Annotated in this window: 14 protein-coding genes; 7 read left to right on the top strand and 7 right to left on the bottom strand. The window is 48.2% G+C overall.

Annotation, left to right across the window (positions count from 1 at the left end):
* Nucleotides 1–361 precede the first annotated feature (361 nt).
* The 5 genes from ABIE50_RS29310 to hemH form a co-directional block, all read right to left on the bottom strand.
* Nucleotides 362–1,828 (bottom strand): NAD(P)(+) transhydrogenase (Re/Si-specific) subunit beta, encoded by a 1,467-nt coding sequence (locus tag ABIE50_RS29310; RefSeq protein WP_209862265.1) that lies wholly within the window; start codon nt 1,826–1,828, stop codon nt 362–364.
* Between the two features lie 73 nt (nt 1,829–1,901).
* Complete coding sequence (locus tag ABIE50_RS29315; RefSeq protein WP_209862267.1) at nt 1,902–2,213, bottom strand: NAD(P) transhydrogenase subunit alpha part 2; 312 nt, start codon at nt 2,211–2,213, stop codon at nt 1,902–1,904.
* Nucleotides 2,214–2,242: 29 nt separating this feature from the next.
* Complete coding sequence (locus ABIE50_RS29320) at nt 2,243–3,373, bottom strand: Re/Si-specific NAD(P)(+) transhydrogenase subunit alpha (protein ID WP_209862270.1); 1,131 nt, start codon at nt 3,371–3,373, stop codon at nt 2,243–2,245.
* 59 nt (nt 3,374–3,432) lie between these two features.
* Complete coding sequence (gene hemG / locus ABIE50_RS29325; RefSeq protein WP_209862273.1) at nt 3,433–4,779, bottom strand: protoporphyrinogen oxidase; 1,347 nt, start codon at nt 4,777–4,779, stop codon at nt 3,433–3,435.
* Nucleotides 4,780–4,788: 9 nt separating this feature from the next.
* Nucleotides 4,789–5,832, bottom strand: a complete 1,044-nt coding sequence (gene hemH, locus ABIE50_RS29330; protein ID WP_209862276.1) for a ferrochelatase — start codon at nt 5,830–5,832, stop codon at nt 4,789–4,791.
* A 217-nt stretch (nt 5,833–6,049) separates the two neighbouring features.
* Here hemH and hemA point away from each other — a divergent pair, with 217 nt between their 5' ends.
* The 7 genes from hemA to hemL are packed head-to-tail and all read left to right on the top strand — an operon-like array spanning nt 6,050 to nt 13,279.
* Nucleotides 6,050–7,303 (top strand): glutamyl-tRNA reductase, encoded by a 1,254-nt coding sequence (hemA, locus tag ABIE50_RS29335; protein ID WP_209862279.1) that lies wholly within the window; start codon nt 6,050–6,052, stop codon nt 7,301–7,303.
* 4 nt (nt 7,304–7,307) lie between these two features.
* Nucleotides 7,308–8,228, top strand: a complete 921-nt coding sequence (gene hemC, locus ABIE50_RS29340; protein ID WP_209862283.1) for a hydroxymethylbilane synthase — start codon at nt 7,308–7,310, stop codon at nt 8,226–8,228.
* Nucleotides 8,218–8,997, top strand: a complete 780-nt coding sequence (locus ABIE50_RS29345; protein ID WP_209862286.1) for a uroporphyrinogen-III synthase — start codon at nt 8,218–8,220, stop codon at nt 8,995–8,997. Before hemC ends, ABIE50_RS29345 begins: the two co-directional genes overlap by 11 nt.
* Nucleotides 8,994–10,022: a uroporphyrinogen decarboxylase gene (gene hemE / locus ABIE50_RS29350; protein WP_209862289.1), complete on the top strand. Its 1,029-nt coding sequence runs from the start codon at nt 8,994–8,996 to the stop codon at nt 10,020–10,022. Before ABIE50_RS29345 ends, hemE begins: the two co-directional genes overlap by 4 nt.
* 5 nt (nt 10,023–10,027) lie before the next feature.
* Entirely contained in the window at nt 10,028–10,939 is a 912-nt protein-coding gene (gene hemF / locus ABIE50_RS29355) for an oxygen-dependent coproporphyrinogen oxidase (RefSeq protein ID WP_209862292.1), read from the top strand.
* A 45-nt stretch (nt 10,940–10,984) separates the two neighbouring features.
* Nucleotides 10,985–11,956: a porphobilinogen synthase gene (hemB, locus tag ABIE50_RS29360; protein ID WP_260607507.1), complete on the top strand. Its 972-nt coding sequence runs from the start codon at nt 10,985–10,987 to the stop codon at nt 11,954–11,956.
* A gap of 36 nt (nt 11,957–11,992) precedes the next feature.
* Entirely contained in the window at nt 11,993–13,279 is a 1,287-nt protein-coding gene (hemL, locus tag ABIE50_RS29365; RefSeq protein ID WP_142686306.1) for a glutamate-1-semialdehyde 2,1-aminomutase, read from the top strand.
* Nucleotides 13,280–13,346: 67 nt separating this feature from the next.
* Here hemL and ABIE50_RS29370 read toward each other — a convergent pair whose 3' ends face one another.
* Together ABIE50_RS29370 and ABIE50_RS29375 are read right to left on the bottom strand one after the other, a co-directional pair.
* On the bottom strand, nt 13,347–13,769 hold the full coding sequence (locus tag ABIE50_RS29370; RefSeq protein WP_142686305.1) for a DUF4945 domain-containing protein: 423 nt from the start codon (nt 13,767–13,769) through the stop codon (nt 13,347–13,349).
* Between the two features lie 109 nt (nt 13,770–13,878).
* Nucleotides 13,879–15,627 (bottom strand): RagB/SusD family nutrient uptake outer membrane protein, encoded by a 1,749-nt coding sequence (locus ABIE50_RS29375; RefSeq protein ID WP_209862294.1) that lies wholly within the window; start codon nt 15,625–15,627, stop codon nt 13,879–13,881.
* Between the last annotated feature and the right edge of the window lie 5 nt (nt 15,628–15,632).

A 15,632-nucleotide genomic window follows, 5' to 3' on the forward strand; every position in this document is an offset into this window, starting at 1 on the left:
TGTTCCGGCGCTTTTTATTTTATTGGGATTCAATCGGAGTGAAGTAATTTTTTCGGCGGCGGCATGCACCTGCTCAAATGTTTCCCGGTTATAACCCGGAAGTCCTGCTAATGAATCTAGCAGCGCCGCTGGTAAGTGACTGGACACGAGAATTTTTTCGACAAATTTAGCGAATTTTGTCTTTTTCAGGATTAGGATGATTTCGATGATTACTTTGATTTTTTGCTTTTACCATTGAATTTTGATAATAATTAAGGGAGATATGAGCAGATGTACCGGCTTATATCTCCCTTAGTCTTTATTAAATTCCAAAAATATAATCATCGAAATCATCCTAATCCTGAAAAAGACAAAATCCTCTCTACACTTCCTTGATAGCCGAAAGCAGTTCCTGCAGCACCTTCTTCGCATCGCCAAACAGCATAGACGTTTTGGGCTGGAAAAAGAGGTCGTTTTCAATACCGGCGTATCCCGGTTTCATGCTGCGTTTATTTACGATCACCACTTTGGCGTTTTCCACTTCCAGGATAGGCATCCCGTAAATAGGACTGGCCGAATCACTTTTCGCGGCAGGATTTACCACATCGTTGGCGCCTAAGATCAATACTGCATCAGTAGTAGGGAATTCAGCGTTGGCATCTTCCATTTCCAGTAACTTCTCATAAGGTACATCTGCCTCCGCCAGTAGCACGTTCATATGACCAGGCATACGGCCTGCTACGGGGTGAATAGCATATTTTACCTCTACTCCTTTTTCTTCCAGTTGTTTCTCCAGCTCATGACAGGCATGCTGGGCCTGCGCTACGGCCAGGCCATACCCCGGCACTATAATCACTTTACTGGCATAGGCCAGTACTACGGCAGCATCGTTCAAACTGATCTCTTTATAGTTCCCCTGATCCTTTCCAGCTGCAGCCGCACCGGCTGCACCGCCACCAAAGGAGCCTATCAGCACATTTTTCAGGGAGCGGTTCATGGCCTTGCACATCAGGATAGTAAGGATAGTACCCGCAGAACCTACCAGGATACCACCGGTGAGCATCACCGGGTTACTGTAAAGGAATCCGCCACAGGCAGCAGCTACCCCCGTAAAAGAATTCAGCAGCGATATCACTACGGGCATATCCGCGCCTCCGATCGGCATTACGAATAATACACCATAGAACAATGCCAGCCCGAAAATTATATAGAACACCGTGAGAGCTGTTCCCGGCGAAGTGCCGAAAATACATACCAGCCACACAGATAATCCAACGATCAGTGTTAATACACCCAGGTTAAGAAAATGCTGACCATTGAAGGAAAAGTCCTTCACTTTACCGGTGAGCTTTCCCCAGGCCACTATGCTGCCGGCACAGGATACAGCGCCTATGATAAGGCTCAGCAGAATAATGATCACGGTTCCCCTGGAGGTGGATGACTCCAGCAGTTGCAACGCCAGGTGGTCGTCGGCAACGGGCGCATACAGATTTTTTATCAGTTTGATGAGGTGATCAAACTCCACAATGGAAATCAGCGCTGCGCAGGCGCCGCCCATTCCGTTGAACATGCTTACCATTTCCGGCATGGCGGTCATCTTCACTTTTTTGGCAGACAACACGCCTATTACGCCACCAATAGCAAGCCCGGTGAATATCCAGCCATAGTTATGCAGGGGGGCATCATTCACCCGGTAGAGAAAGATGGTGCCAAGGATAGCCAGCGACATCCCCGCAGCCGCCACCAGATTGCCTTTGCGGGCAGTATCCGGTTTACTTAACATTTTCAGTCCGAGGATAAAAGTAACAGAGCCGATCAGGTAGATAATTGATAAAATGCTGGATCCCATAAGTATATGCTTTTAGCCGTTAGCTTTCCGCTGTTGAACAGTTAATACCTGTGTACTGGCAACCGTTTTACAGCTATTTCTTTTTTCCTTTGAACATTTCCAGCATACGGTCGGTTACCACAAAACCTCCCACCACGTTGATCGTACCCAGTATTACGGCCAGGAAGCCGATGATCAGTGCAGGATAATTATCCGTTTCCGCTTTCCCCATTACAATAATAGCCCCGATGATAACCACGCCATGAATAGCATTGGCGCCGCTCATCAGCGGGGTATGCAACACGGATGGCACCCTCGAAATCACTTCTATTCCCAGAAAAACAGACAGGATAACGATGTAGATAAGATCGATATGCTGGTGAAGAAAAGTTAAAATATATTCCATATCAGACGGGTATTTTACGATCTCAACTACTAAGCGGGCTGCATCAGGTTTTTCACACGTTCATTCACTACTTCCCCGTTGTGCGTAATACAGGCGCCTTTTACAATATCATCTTCAAAATCCAGGTGCAGCGCTCCTTCTTTTGTAAGTATCAGTTTCAGGAAATTAAATACATTCTTTGCGTACAACTTGCTCGCATCTGCCGGCATAGTAGCCGGTAGATTTGAATTCCCGATGATGGTAACGCCTTTATACTGCACGGTTTCATTGTTCTTTGTAGCGCTTGTATTGCCGCCGGTAGCAGCAGCGAGGTCTACGATCACAGCGCCGGGGCGCATGCGGTCGAGCATTTCATTGTTGACCAGTATGGGTGCAGCCTTCCCGGGGATCTGTGCAGTGGTGATCACAATATCTGCCCTGGCAATGCTTTCAGCGATACGTTGCTGCTGCTGTTGCTTATACGTTTCGCTTTGCTCTACTGCATAACCGCCTGCTGTGGAAGCATCTGCGGCGCCTTCCACTTCCACGAATTTTGCACCCAGGCTCATCACTTCTTCCTTAACAGCAGGCCTGGTATCAAATACTTCCACCACAGCCCCCAAACGGCGGGCGGTGGCAATGGCCTGTAAACCGGCAACACCGGCGCCCAGTATCAATACCTTAGCCGGGGCAATGCTCCCCGCAGCAGTCATAAACATGGGGAAATAACGGGAATAGCTATACGCCGCCAGCAACACTGCCTTATAACCAGCTATATTGGCCTGGGAACTAAGCACATCCATTACCTGCGCACGGGTGGTGCGGGGAATAGTATCTAAACTGAAAGCAGTGATATTACGGGAAGCCCAGTACTCCACTTCGTTTACCCGGTACAGGGGTTGTAAAATACCAGCGATGATTTTCCCGGAGGGGATCTGGTCTGTTATTTCCCTGGAAGGAGGTTGCAGGGTAAAGATGATGTCTGCACCGGTGAGGATCTCCGCAGCTGTTTTTATTTGCGCGCCCGCCTGCATATAGGCGTCGTCGTTATAAAACGCATTGTTGCCGGCGCCCTGCTCCACCCACACGGTTACCGACATTTGCTGCAGTTGCTTTACTACTTCAGGGACGAGAGATACCCTGGTTTCGCCGTTTTTCTCTTTTAAAATTCCTGCAATCATCTGGTGGAAATTTATAATGGAATTTAAGAAAAAACGGCAACAAAGAACTATTTTTCTCTTTAATTTTTCTTCAGAGATGCGGCCAAAGCGGCGGCATGTTGCAGTAAAGCGGGGATGGCTACGCCTTGCAGGTAATTCCCCGTGATATGGATACCCGGATATTTTTTTTCAAAGTCTGTTACAGCATTCCGCAACTTAACATGACCTACATTTAATTGCGGGATCGCTTTATTCCAGATACTGAAGCGCTGCATCACCGGCGGAGCTGAAAGGTGTAACAGCGATGTTATTTCAGCCACCACGCGTTGTTGCAGGGTTGCCTGGTCCAGCTGATCAAACAGCTGTTCCTGCCTGGCTCCTCCCAGGAACACAGTGAACAGGATCTTTCCTGCGGGTGCTTTACCCGGGAAAATAGCAGAATTGCAGATAGCGCCGAGGAAATGCATATGCTCTGCATTTGGCACCAGGAAGCCGAAACCATCCAGCGGCTGTGGCAGGGCGCCGGCATCAAAGCCCAGGTGCAGCACGGCCATACGGGGATAATGTACGTTGTTCAGTAATGCAGCGGTAGCTGTATCGAGGTGGGTAATGGTTTCTGCCGTGCTGTAGGCAGGCGTGGCCAGTATAATTTTTTCAGCAGTATAACTTCCGGGCTGGCCGTTTTCCACTACGCTCACCCTGTATACATTATCAGCGGCAGTGATATCCGTTACCCTGCAGTTAAAGCGTACAGGCGTAGTGAGCAATTGTTGCAAACGGTTTGTGAGCAACTGGTTGCCGCCTTTGAAACTGATGATTTTCCGGCCGCTCATAGCGCCTTTATCTTTCATCAGTCCTTTGGTTACGCTGCCGTATTCCCGCTCCCACCGCGGCAATGCGGGCAATACTTCCGCAATGCTCATCCGCTCGGGATTACCGGCGTAAATGCCCGACAACACAGGATCGAACACGTATTCCGCAATTTCTTTATTAAATCTTCTTGTTACAAAATCATTAACAGTTTCCTCTCCTGCTGAAGGCGCCGGTTTACGGAAGCGCTCTGTAAACAGCCGCCATTTACTGCTGCGGCTCAGGTAAGGAGAGCCTATGATCTTAAAAGGATGTGGAGAAACGGCGTGCAGTTGCTGCCGTCTTACCAGGAACCGGTTTTTGCTGGCGGCTGTTGCCTGCAGTATGTCTTTATCAAGTCCAAGTTCCGTAAAATACTGCAGCAGTTCAGGAGAAGCTGCAATAGTATTGGCGCCTGCGTCCAGTTCAAAACCATCTTCCTGTATGGATTTCATTACACCGCCGGTGTGGTCCGAAACTTCCAGTACCTGATAAGGTACCTGCAGTTTCTGTAATTCATACGCAATACTCAGCCCGGACAGGCCGGCGCCGACAATCAATACGGGTTGAACGGACATATGGCAAATTTAAACGGCTTCAGTGGCAATGATCTGTGTGCAGTATTTCACAACTGCTTTTACCCATAACGGGTGAATATTAAGACACGGGATCATGATAAAAGATTCACCACCGCTGTTCAGGAATGAATGTTTTCCTTCCACAGCTATCTCCTCCAGGGTTTCCAGGCAGTCCGATACAAATGCCGGGCACACGATCAGCAACCTCTTTTTTCCTTCGGCAGGCAACGTTTCCAGCAAACCGGCCGTATAAGGTTTCAGCCATTCTTCGCGGCCCAGCCTCGACTGGAAGGAGATGCCCCATTTTTCGCGCGGCAGTCCCAGCTTCTCTGCTACCAGTTCGGTAGTAACAGTGATCTGGTGACGATAGCAATATTTATGGGCAGGTGATTTCACATGACAGCAGTCGTTCACTTTCATACAGTGCGCACCGGTAGGATCTGCCTTACGCATATGCCTTTCCGGTAAACCATGATAACTGAATAATACGTAATCATAGTCCTGCTGCAAATATGGGCGCATGCTTTCTGTAAGTGCATTGATATAATCCGGCTCATCGTAGAACGGAGGCACTACCGACAGCTTGAATTTGTATTTTTTCTTTTTGTAGATTTCCTGTGCGTACTCCACCGCCGTTTCGTAGGAAGACATGGCGTAATGCGGATATAACGGCAACAGCACTACTTCCTTCAGATCAGGATTTTGCTTAAGGAGATTATCGTAGGCCACCTGCGGATGCGGATTACCATAACGCATGGCTATTTCCACCGGTATCTCCATATCGTTCTGCACGGCCATCTGCAGCTGTTTCGTTAGCGCCACCAATGGTGATCCTTCTTCCCACCAGATAGATTCATAAGCCCGGGCAGATTGCTCCGCACGCTTTGGTACAATGATCCCTTCGATTAAGATCTTACGGAACAACCAGGGATAATCGATCACACGCTTGTCCATCAGGAACTCGATCAGATAACGCTTCACATCCGGCACAGCAGTGGAATCAGGCGATCCAAGGTTCATTAATACTATTCCTACATCAGATTTAGACACCATTTCTTTTAAATTGGTGCAAAAGTAAGCAAAAAGCCGGAAGCGAAAAGTCCTGCATACGGCGCAATAACTGTCATTCTTTTGTAAAGGCAAAACCTGATAAAAATCATTTTTTCATCGTAATGATTACCAGTAGTAGAAATGACACACTAATGACAGCTAACCTCTTATGTTTGGGGCGTATGAAAGTACTTTTGCAACCGGAAGCTTATACAAGAACATGCAGGTCAGTCATTCAAAAGAAATAGCAAATTTTCATATTGTTGGGATCAACTATAAGAAAACCGACGCTGCTATCAGGGGATTATACGCCATCAATCCGGCTCAGTATCAACAACTCCTGGAGCATGCCAGGGTTGTGCAATTAGACGATCTATTTGTACTCTCTACGTGTAACAGGACAGAAATTTACGGATTTGCAGCGCATCCCGGGCAGTTGATAGATTTGCTTTGCAGGGAATCAAACGGCGACAGGAGCCAGTTGGAAGAATTAGCCTATACCAAGTCGGGAGAAGATGCCATCAGGCATTTATACCAGGTAGGAACGGGCCTTGATTCCCAGATCCTTGGCGACTATGAAATAATAGGCCAGATACGTAATGCCGCCAAATTCGCCAAGGCGCACCAGAGCCTGGGCAGCTTCCTGGAACGCCTGGTGAACAGCGTTCTGCAGGTATCCAAACTCATCAAAACTGAAACAGGGCTCAGCAAAGGCACTGTGTCTGTGGCTTTTGCCACAGTAAGAATGCTGGAGCGCATCTGCCCTGATATAAAAAATAAAAAGATCGTATTACTTGGTGTAGGCAAAATAGGCCGCAACACCTGCAAGAATATGATCGAATACCTCGGCGTAAAAGAGGTGACCCTTATTAACCGCACCCTTCAGGTGGCCGCTGAATTTGCCGGCCAGCACGGGCTGAAATATGCACCGTTTGAAAATATGGTGAGCGAAATGCAGCAGGCAGATGTTATCCTTGTTGCTTCCAATGCGCCACACCCAACAGTGCTGGCAGAACATTTCAGGAACAGTTCTCCAAAGCTCATCGTCGATCTGTCAATTCCTTTTAATGTGGAAGCCGCAGTAGGTGAGCTCCCACATATTACGCTGGTGAATGTGGATGAGCTTTCCAAAGTGCAGGACGAAACCCTGCAAAACAGGTTGGGAGAAGTACCAAAGGCCATTGCCATCATAGATGAATACATGGAAGAATTCCTTTACTGGTACAAAATGCGCAAACACGCCGTAGTACTGAAAGCGGTAAAGGATAAACTGCAGGAAATACATACCCGCGAAATACAGCAGCAGAAGAACGGAGGCCACTACAACATGGAAGATATCGAGCTTGTATCTTCCCGCATCATACAAAAAATGATTAATCTCATGGCAGGCAAAGTGCGCAAGGAAACAGACAAAAGCGACCAGTACATCGCCATGATCAACGATATTTTTGAGACAGGAGTTAACCAGGAATAAACAAATGGATAAAGTTATCAGGATAGGCACAAGAGAAAGTCAGCTGGCCTTGTGGCAGGCAAACCAGGTAAATGATCTGCTCACCGCACAAGGTTACCGCACCGAACTGGTACCCATCAAAAGCGAAGGAGATATAGACCTGGTAACACCCCTCTATGAAATAGGCGTACAGGGCATCTTCACAAAAAGCCTCGACCTGGCACTGCTCAACAACCGTATAGACGTTGCCGTTCACTCCTTTAAAGACGTTCCTACACAACTGCCAAAGCAAATTGTACATGCCGCTGTCCTGCAACGCGGACCGGTAAAGGATCTGCTGGTTTATAAAAACGATACCAATTTCCTCTCACAACCGGATTATATAGCTAACATCGCTACCAGCAGTGTACGCCGTAAAGCCCAGTGGCTGCGGAAATATCCACAGCACCAGCTGCATAACCTGCGTGGTAATGTTAATACCCGCTTAAGAAAACTGGCAGAGGAAAACTGGGACGGCGCTATCTTCGCTGTGGCGGGCCTGGAAAGGATCCATGTACGCCCTGCCAATTCCATTGACCTCGACTGGATGTTGCCAGCCCCTGCGCAAGGCGCAGTGGTAGCCGTTTGCAGGGAAGATGACCAGTTTTGCCTGGATGCCTGCGCTGCTTTCAACCACGCAGATACCGCCCTTACCACACATATTGAACGCGAATTCTTACGCACCCTGATGGGTGGATGCACCACTCCCATCAGTGCTTACGCTTATATACAAAACGATCACATTCACTTCAGCGGAGAGCTTTGCAGCCTGGATGGCGCCCGCTTCTTCAGCATTTCACGCGAAGTGCCGGTAACCCAGGCCAATCACCTGGGAAGGGAAGCTGCAGAAGATATAATGGCGCAGGGTGGCGCTGAAATTGTAGCACAGATCAGAAATGCTAAATGATAAATACCGCATATTAAGCACCAGGCATTTAACAGACAGCTCCATTGCTGTTGCTGGTGATAACGGTATCCGCATAGATGTACAGGATTTTATACAGATAAAGCCGGTAATACTTCCATCATTAAAAGGAAACCAGCCCGGCTGGAACGATACGCATATATCCAATATTTTTCAGGCGCCTAATGTGTCGGTTTTTACAAGCGCCAATGCGCTGAATGTATTGAAACAAAATTACTTTGGGGTGCGTGGTTTGCGTAATGGCCTCCGTACCGTTTTCCTAACCGACAACGCCCGTATCTGTTGCATATCCGGCAAAACACTGGAAAAGGCAAAGGCAGTTTTTCCCGGCGTGGAAATTTTAGCCTCATCCCCTTACGGCAGCGAACTGGCGGCAGCCATGATAGCATTAGGAAATATCAGCGAGGTAAATTTCTATTGCGGCACGCAGAGAAGACATGAATTACCAGATGCTTTAAAACAGGCAGGTATTACTGTGAATGAATTTGTGATCTACGAAAACATTCCTGCGCCTGCTGTAGTAGCTGATGATTACGACGGCATATTATTTTTCAGTCCAAGCGCCGTTAAAAGCTACCTGTCTGCCAACAGGATCAACAGCAAAACCGTTTGCTTTGCCATTGGCAGAACAACCGCTACAGAACTGAGAGAGCATACCGATAACAAAATTATAATGAGCACCAATATCAGTGAAGACAGCATGGTGCAAACTGCTATATTTTATTTTAACAACATTAACTGCTACGAATGAGCGCATTGAAGAACGACTTATTGCTGAAGGCCCTTAAAGGTGAAACCGTTTCCCGCACGCCCGTATGGATGATGCGCCAGGCTGGTCGCTATTTACCGGATTATATCAAACTGCGTGATAAGTATACTTTTTTTGAACGTTGTGAAAACCCGGAACTGGCCACCGAAATAACCGTGATGCCGGTAGACCAGGTTGGCGTTGACGCAGCTATTATCTTTTCCGATATCCTGGTAGTACCACAGGCAATGGGCATGGAAGTACAGCTGGTAGAAAAAATAGGACCGCTTCTCCCCGCTCCCGTTAAAACTGCACAGGACCTGCAGCGTTTATGCGTTCCCGATGTACAGGAAAGATTACACTATGTTTTCGATGCCTTGAAGCTCACTAAAAAAACACTGGATGGCAAAGTACCGCTGATAGGCTTTGGTGGCGCTCCCTGGACGCTGCTCTGCTACATGGTACAAGGCAAAGGCTCTAAAACTTTTGATGAAGCAAAAGCATTCTGCTACCAGCAGCCGGCTGTTGCACATCAGCTGTTGCAGATGATCACCGATACCACCATCGCTTACCTCAAAGCTCAGGTGGCCGCAGGTGCTGATACCGTACAGGTGTTTGATTCCTGGGGAGGTTTGCTCAGCCCGCAGGACTTTGAAGTATTTTCTTTACAATATATCCGCCAGATAGTAGCGGCAATGAAGGATGTTTGTCCGACCATTGTGTTTGCAAAAGGCGCCTGGTTTGCACTGGAAGACATGGCCGCTACCGGCGCGCATGGACTGGGTATCGACTGGTGCATTAAGCCGGAGCTGGCCCGTCAGTTTGCCGGCAGCAACATCACCCTGCAGGGAAACTTTGACCCTGCCAAATTGCTGGCGCCCATCCCCGAAATCGAAAAAGCAGTAAAAGAAATGCTGAAAGGCTTTGGCAGACAGCGTTACATTGCCAACCTGGGACATGGTATATTACCCAATGTGCCGGTTGATCATGCCAAAGCATTCGTAGAAACAGTTAAAGCGCACGGATAATTACCATGAGCATTAAAGATAATTTCATATCGTTTATACACGGCCTGCAGGACGAGATCTGTGCAGCACTCGAGAAAACAGACGGCAAGGCCGTTTTCCGGGAAGACCGCTGGGAACGCCCCGGTGGCGGCGGTGGTAAAACACGTGTAATTGCCAACGGCAACGTATTTGAAAAAGGAGGCGTTAATACTTCCGTTGTTCATGGAGAACTGCCGGAAATAATGGCGCAGCAATTTGGCGTTACCAACAGCCGGTTCATGGCCTGCGGTATCTCACTGGTGCTTCATCCGCTGAACCCTTTTGTGCCTACGGTACATGCCAACTTCCGCTACTTTGAACTGTACGACCAGGATGGAACGCTGAAAGACAGCTGGTTTGGCGGTGGTGCAGACCTGACTCCGTATTACCTGGAAGAAGCAGATGGTATCCATTTTCACCGTACCTTTAAAGATGCCTGTGATCCGTTTGGAAAAGAACTGTACCCGGCCTATAAGAAGCATTGCGACGAATACTTTATCAATAAGCACCGTAACAACGAAGCACGCGGCATAGGCGGTATTTTTTACGATTATCTCCGGCCAAATGCAGAAAGATCAGCGGAAGCACTCCTGGAGTTTTCCCAGGCAAACGGAAAGGCTTTCCTTGATGCTTATCTCCCCCTGGTAGAAAAAACAAAACACCTTCCCTATACAGAAGCACATAAAAACTGGCAGGCGTATAGGCGTGGACGTTATGTTGAATTCAACCTGGTTCACGACAGGGGAACGTTGTTTGGATTAAAAACGAACGGACGTACAGAATCCATCCTGATGAGCTTACCACCGGTAGCCCGCTGGGAGTACGACTTCCACACCACTCCGGGCAGTCCCGAAGCACAGCTGGAAGAATTTCTGAAGCCAAGGGAATGGGTAAAATAATGTACAGGCAGACGACGGTATAAAACAATAAAAAATTTTATAAAGATGATCAGAAGAAACAGAATTTTAAGGGTATCTCCCGCCATTCGCGCAATGGTGGCGGAAACAATTTTAACGCCCAACGATTTCATGGCGCCGTTATTTGTTACCGAAGGAGAAAATGTGAAGGAAGAGATCAGCTCTATGCCAGGTTATTTCAGGTATTCCCTTGACCTCACTATTAAAGAAGCAAAGGAACTCTGGAGCCTGGGTATTAAAAGTGTACTGCTGTTTGTAAAAGCACCGGATAGTGTAAAAGATAACAAGGGTACCGAAGCGGTAAATCCGGATGGCCTGATGCAACGCGCCATCCGTGGTATCAAAAATGCCATTCCCGATATGGTGGTAATGACGGATGTGGCGCTGGACCCTTACTCCTCTTACGGCCATGACGGTATCGTGGAAGGAACAGAAATAGTGAACGACCCCACCGTGGAAGTACTGGCCCGCATGAGCCTCAGCCATGCGCAGGCTGGCGCCGATTTTGTGGCCCCCAGCGATATGATGGACGGCCGCATCCTGGCGATCCGCAACATCCTTGAAGAAAACGGTTTCGACAAAACAGGCATTATGGCTTACAGCGCCAAATATGCTTCCTGTTTTTACGGCCCCTTCCGCGATGCGCTGGATTCCGCTCCCGGCTTCGGCGATAAGAAAACCTACCAGATGGACTATGCCAATTCCCGTGAAGCGATCAAAGAAACACTGATGGACATTGAAGAGGGCGCTGATATTGTAATGGTAAAACCCGCAATGGCATACCTCGATATTATGCGTATTATTAAAGATCGTGTAACCGTTCCAGTGAGTGCCTATCATGTGAGCGGCGAATATGCCATGATCAAGGCAGCAGCACAGAGGGGCTGGCTGGATGAAAACAAGGCCATCCTGGAAACCATGACCAGCATGAAGCGCGCCGGCGCTGATCTGATCGCTACCTACTTTGCAAAGGACGCGGTAAAACTGCTGAATGCATAATTCCCTATCTTGCGTAAAATAATAAACCACCAACAGATGTACAGCAAAAGTGAAATGTTATTCGGGAAAGCAAAGCAGGTAATTCCCGGCGGTGTTAACTCTCCCGTACGCGCATTTAAAAGTGTAGGCGGCACGCCCGTGTTCATGGAACGTGCAAAGGGCGCCTATATGTATGATGTAGATGGTAACCGTTATATCGACTATATCAATTCCTGGGGCCCTATGATCCTCGGACATGCTTATGAACCGGTAGTAAAGGCCATACAGGAATATGCCACCTACTCTACATCTTTCGGTGCGCCTACAGAGCTGGAGATAAAGATTGCAGAACTGATTGTAGGCATGGTGCCTAACATCGATATGATACGCATGGTAAACTCCGGTACAGAAGCCTGTATGACAGCCCTCCGGCTGGCAAGAGGCTATACCGGCCGTAATAAGTTTATCAAATTTGAAGGTTGCTACCACGGGCATGCAGATGCATTCCTGGTAAGCGCCGGCAGCGGTGTGGCTACGCTTGGCATTCAATCAGTACCGGGTGTTACCACCTCTGTGGCAGAAGATACGCTCACGGCTCCCTACAATAATTTACCTGCAGTAGAACAATTGATTGCAGATAACATTAACCAGATTGCTGCGGTGATCATTGAACCGGTAGCAGGCAATATGGGCTGTATACTTCCGCAGCCGGGCTTCCTGGAAGGTCTTCGCCAGCTTTGCGATGCCAACAATATCCTGCTGATCTTCGATGAAGTGATGACAGGTTTCCGTCTTGCCCGTGGCGGCGCACAGGAATTACTGGGTATCCGGGCCGACCTGGTTACCTTCGGTAAGATCATCGGGGCCGGTATGCCGGTAGGCGCTGTAGCCGGTCCGAAAGAAATCATGGAATATCTTGCCCCTGCCGGGAAAGTATACCAGGCAGGCACTTTAAGCGGCAACCCTATTGCAATGATTGCCGGTTATACCTTACTGCAAACATTGAATGATAATCCTGTTATTTACCAGCAATTGCAGGAAAAGGCAAGCTACCTGGTAAACGGGTTAAAAGAAGCATTTGGCGCCGCAGGTATAGTGCATAGCATTAACCAGATGGGTTCAATGCTGAGCGCACATTTCACTGAATACCCCATTGTGGATTTCAGCGCCGCCTCTGCTGCCAATAACGAATTATTCAAACGTTTCTTCCACGCTATGCTGGATCGTGGCATTTATTTGCCGCCTTCTGCTTTCGAAAGCTGGTTTATGAGTAATGCACTTACTACAGAAGACCTGGATGAAACCATTGCTGCTGCTAAATCTGCCATGCAGGCAATAAAATAGTTAACAATTCAATCCTGTGCAGAGTGGAAAATCAGTCCACCGTCCCGGCCGGGACGGTGGACTGATTTTATTTATGATAGATAACGGTTTGCCCCGGGGAATAAATATTGCCGGAGTAATTGTTATCCGTTTTCTGAGTTTGCCCGTTCAGCTTTACCGTAAAGTGATAGGTTTGTGCCGGGTCGGGTAGTGTGAAGGCATATTCCAGTGGTGCACCGGGTAATGTAGCGGTGGCTACGTTTACGGTCTTCATCACGGTAAGCACCTGGTTCACTTCTATGTATACGTTCAGTGGTTGTTGTATTGCCACCGGGATATTACCGGGTATTTTCCACGATATCTTTACGTTGCTGGCATCTGTTTGCTGTAATGTAAGATCAGTAACAGCCGGCAAACTAACGCCTGGTTTGGTAACGTCATCCACTGATTTTCTGCAGGCAGCTGCTGTCAATAATAATGTGCCGAAGGCAAATAGCAGGAATTTTCTCATGCGTGTATGTTTTAGTAAGTACCCCAGGCATCTCAGCCTGAAATTCTGTTGGAACCGTGCGTAACAACCTTCCGTTACACGGCTCCGGTTATCAAATCATTCAGGACACTCAATATCCCGGATTTTGTTTGTAACCACCTTTCGACCAGTTCATCTGTGCCTGTGGAATGGGCAGGAATTCGTCCCTGCCGGCGGTGAAATGCGCTACACGGAACCAGTCGAACCGGTTCTTTTCCTTGTTAAGGAATGCATTCATTACGGGTTCCAGCACACCCCAGCGCATAAGGTCGAAGTACCTTCTTCCTTCGCAGGCCAGCTCCAGGCGGTTTTCCCACATGAGTGCCTGCCAGGCAAATTCTTTGGTCCAGTTGCAGTTGATGCCGGGTTTATATTCTTCAATTTTATAGTTCAGCCATAAGGTGCCGTCGTCTTTCTTCAGCCGTCCGGTGCTATGGGCAGCCCGCGCCCTGACCCTGTTGATCAGCGGGAGTGCTTCATTAAAGCGTCCCAGCTGTATCAGTATTTCAGCTTTCCACAACAATACTTCTGCATAGCGGATCTCTTTTTTATTCATGCTGTTCTGTACATAGAAAGGTTTATACATACAGTTGCAGCTGGGATGTACCTGTTCTTTCATGGAATTGAAATACCCGTACTGGAAGGGGGCACGGGAGCCGGATTCTTCAAAAAGAAGGTGGTTGTCATATTTCCAGGGATATCCCGGAATGGCAACGGTATGGCCCATGCGGGGATCAAAAGCATGGGCGGTGAAGAACTGTTTGTATTGCTGACCGCCCATTTCTGTATTGTTATAGTTATCGAAATCGGGGAGACCGGTACCATCTGTTTTAAATGCATTGATCATAGTGTAGGACACCTTGTGGAAGTCGCAGCAGCTGAACCAGGGATTCCACCAGGGAGCATTGAGCTGGTCGCCCCAGTTAACGCGACCATTGGTGGTACCATCATCAATAGAATATTGTATTTCCCATAATGATTCTTTCGTGTTGTTATCATATTCTATCATGAAGTTTTCTGCAAAGTCGGGCGTGAGATCAAACATAGCGCCGTCTTTGGCTGTGATAGCATCGATATGGGTCAGTGCTTTGTTGAGTGTTTCGTGGTTGATAACGGTGACCTGGTGCCGGTCATTTTTTTCATAGGCCCTGAACAGCAACGCCTTTGCTGCCAGCGCGTGTGCTGCATACCTGGTAGGCCTGCCTTTTTCTGACTGTGTTTCGGGCAGCACTCCGGCGGCATCTTCAAAGTCTTTGATGATCTTATCCCACAGGGGCAGATCGTTGGTCATTTCCGGAGGGCGGTTGGAGATACCTTCTACTATGATGGCATCATTCTTTACTTCATCATCTATGTAGGGCACATAGTTCCAGCGTAGTTTCATGCCCAGGTATATCCATCCCCGGATAAACTTCATTTCTGCGATGCGTTGATCACGGGCCTTGAAGCTGTTGGGATCTACTTTGTTCAGCAAACGCAGGGCAGTATTGGCCCTGCTGATGCCGCAGTAGCCACGGTACCAGGGACCGTCGTTGTTGCCGATGTTGGACGTTACGCCGGTAAATATTTCCATTTCATACCAGGGTGTTTGGTCACTGAGGCCACCGCCGCCTTTATAGGCGTCGTCAGACCTTACGCTTTGAATCCATGGCGCATGTGTATCTCCGTAGCCAAGAGAGGGCATATAGGAGTAAGCAGCAACCACGAAGTTCTCTATCTGGTCGGCGCCCTCTACCTGTTCTTCGGATAATACTCCTTTCGGTTTGACGTCCAGGAAGTTTTTACATCCGGCAGTGAGCAGGGCGACCAGGCTGATGAATATTATAGTACGTGTTTTCATGTTGT

The organism is Chitinophaga sp. OAE865 (assembly GCF_040546735.1).
Taxonomy (GTDB): Bacteria; Bacteroidota; Bacteroidia; order Chitinophagales; family Chitinophagaceae; genus Chitinophaga; species Chitinophaga polysaccharea_A.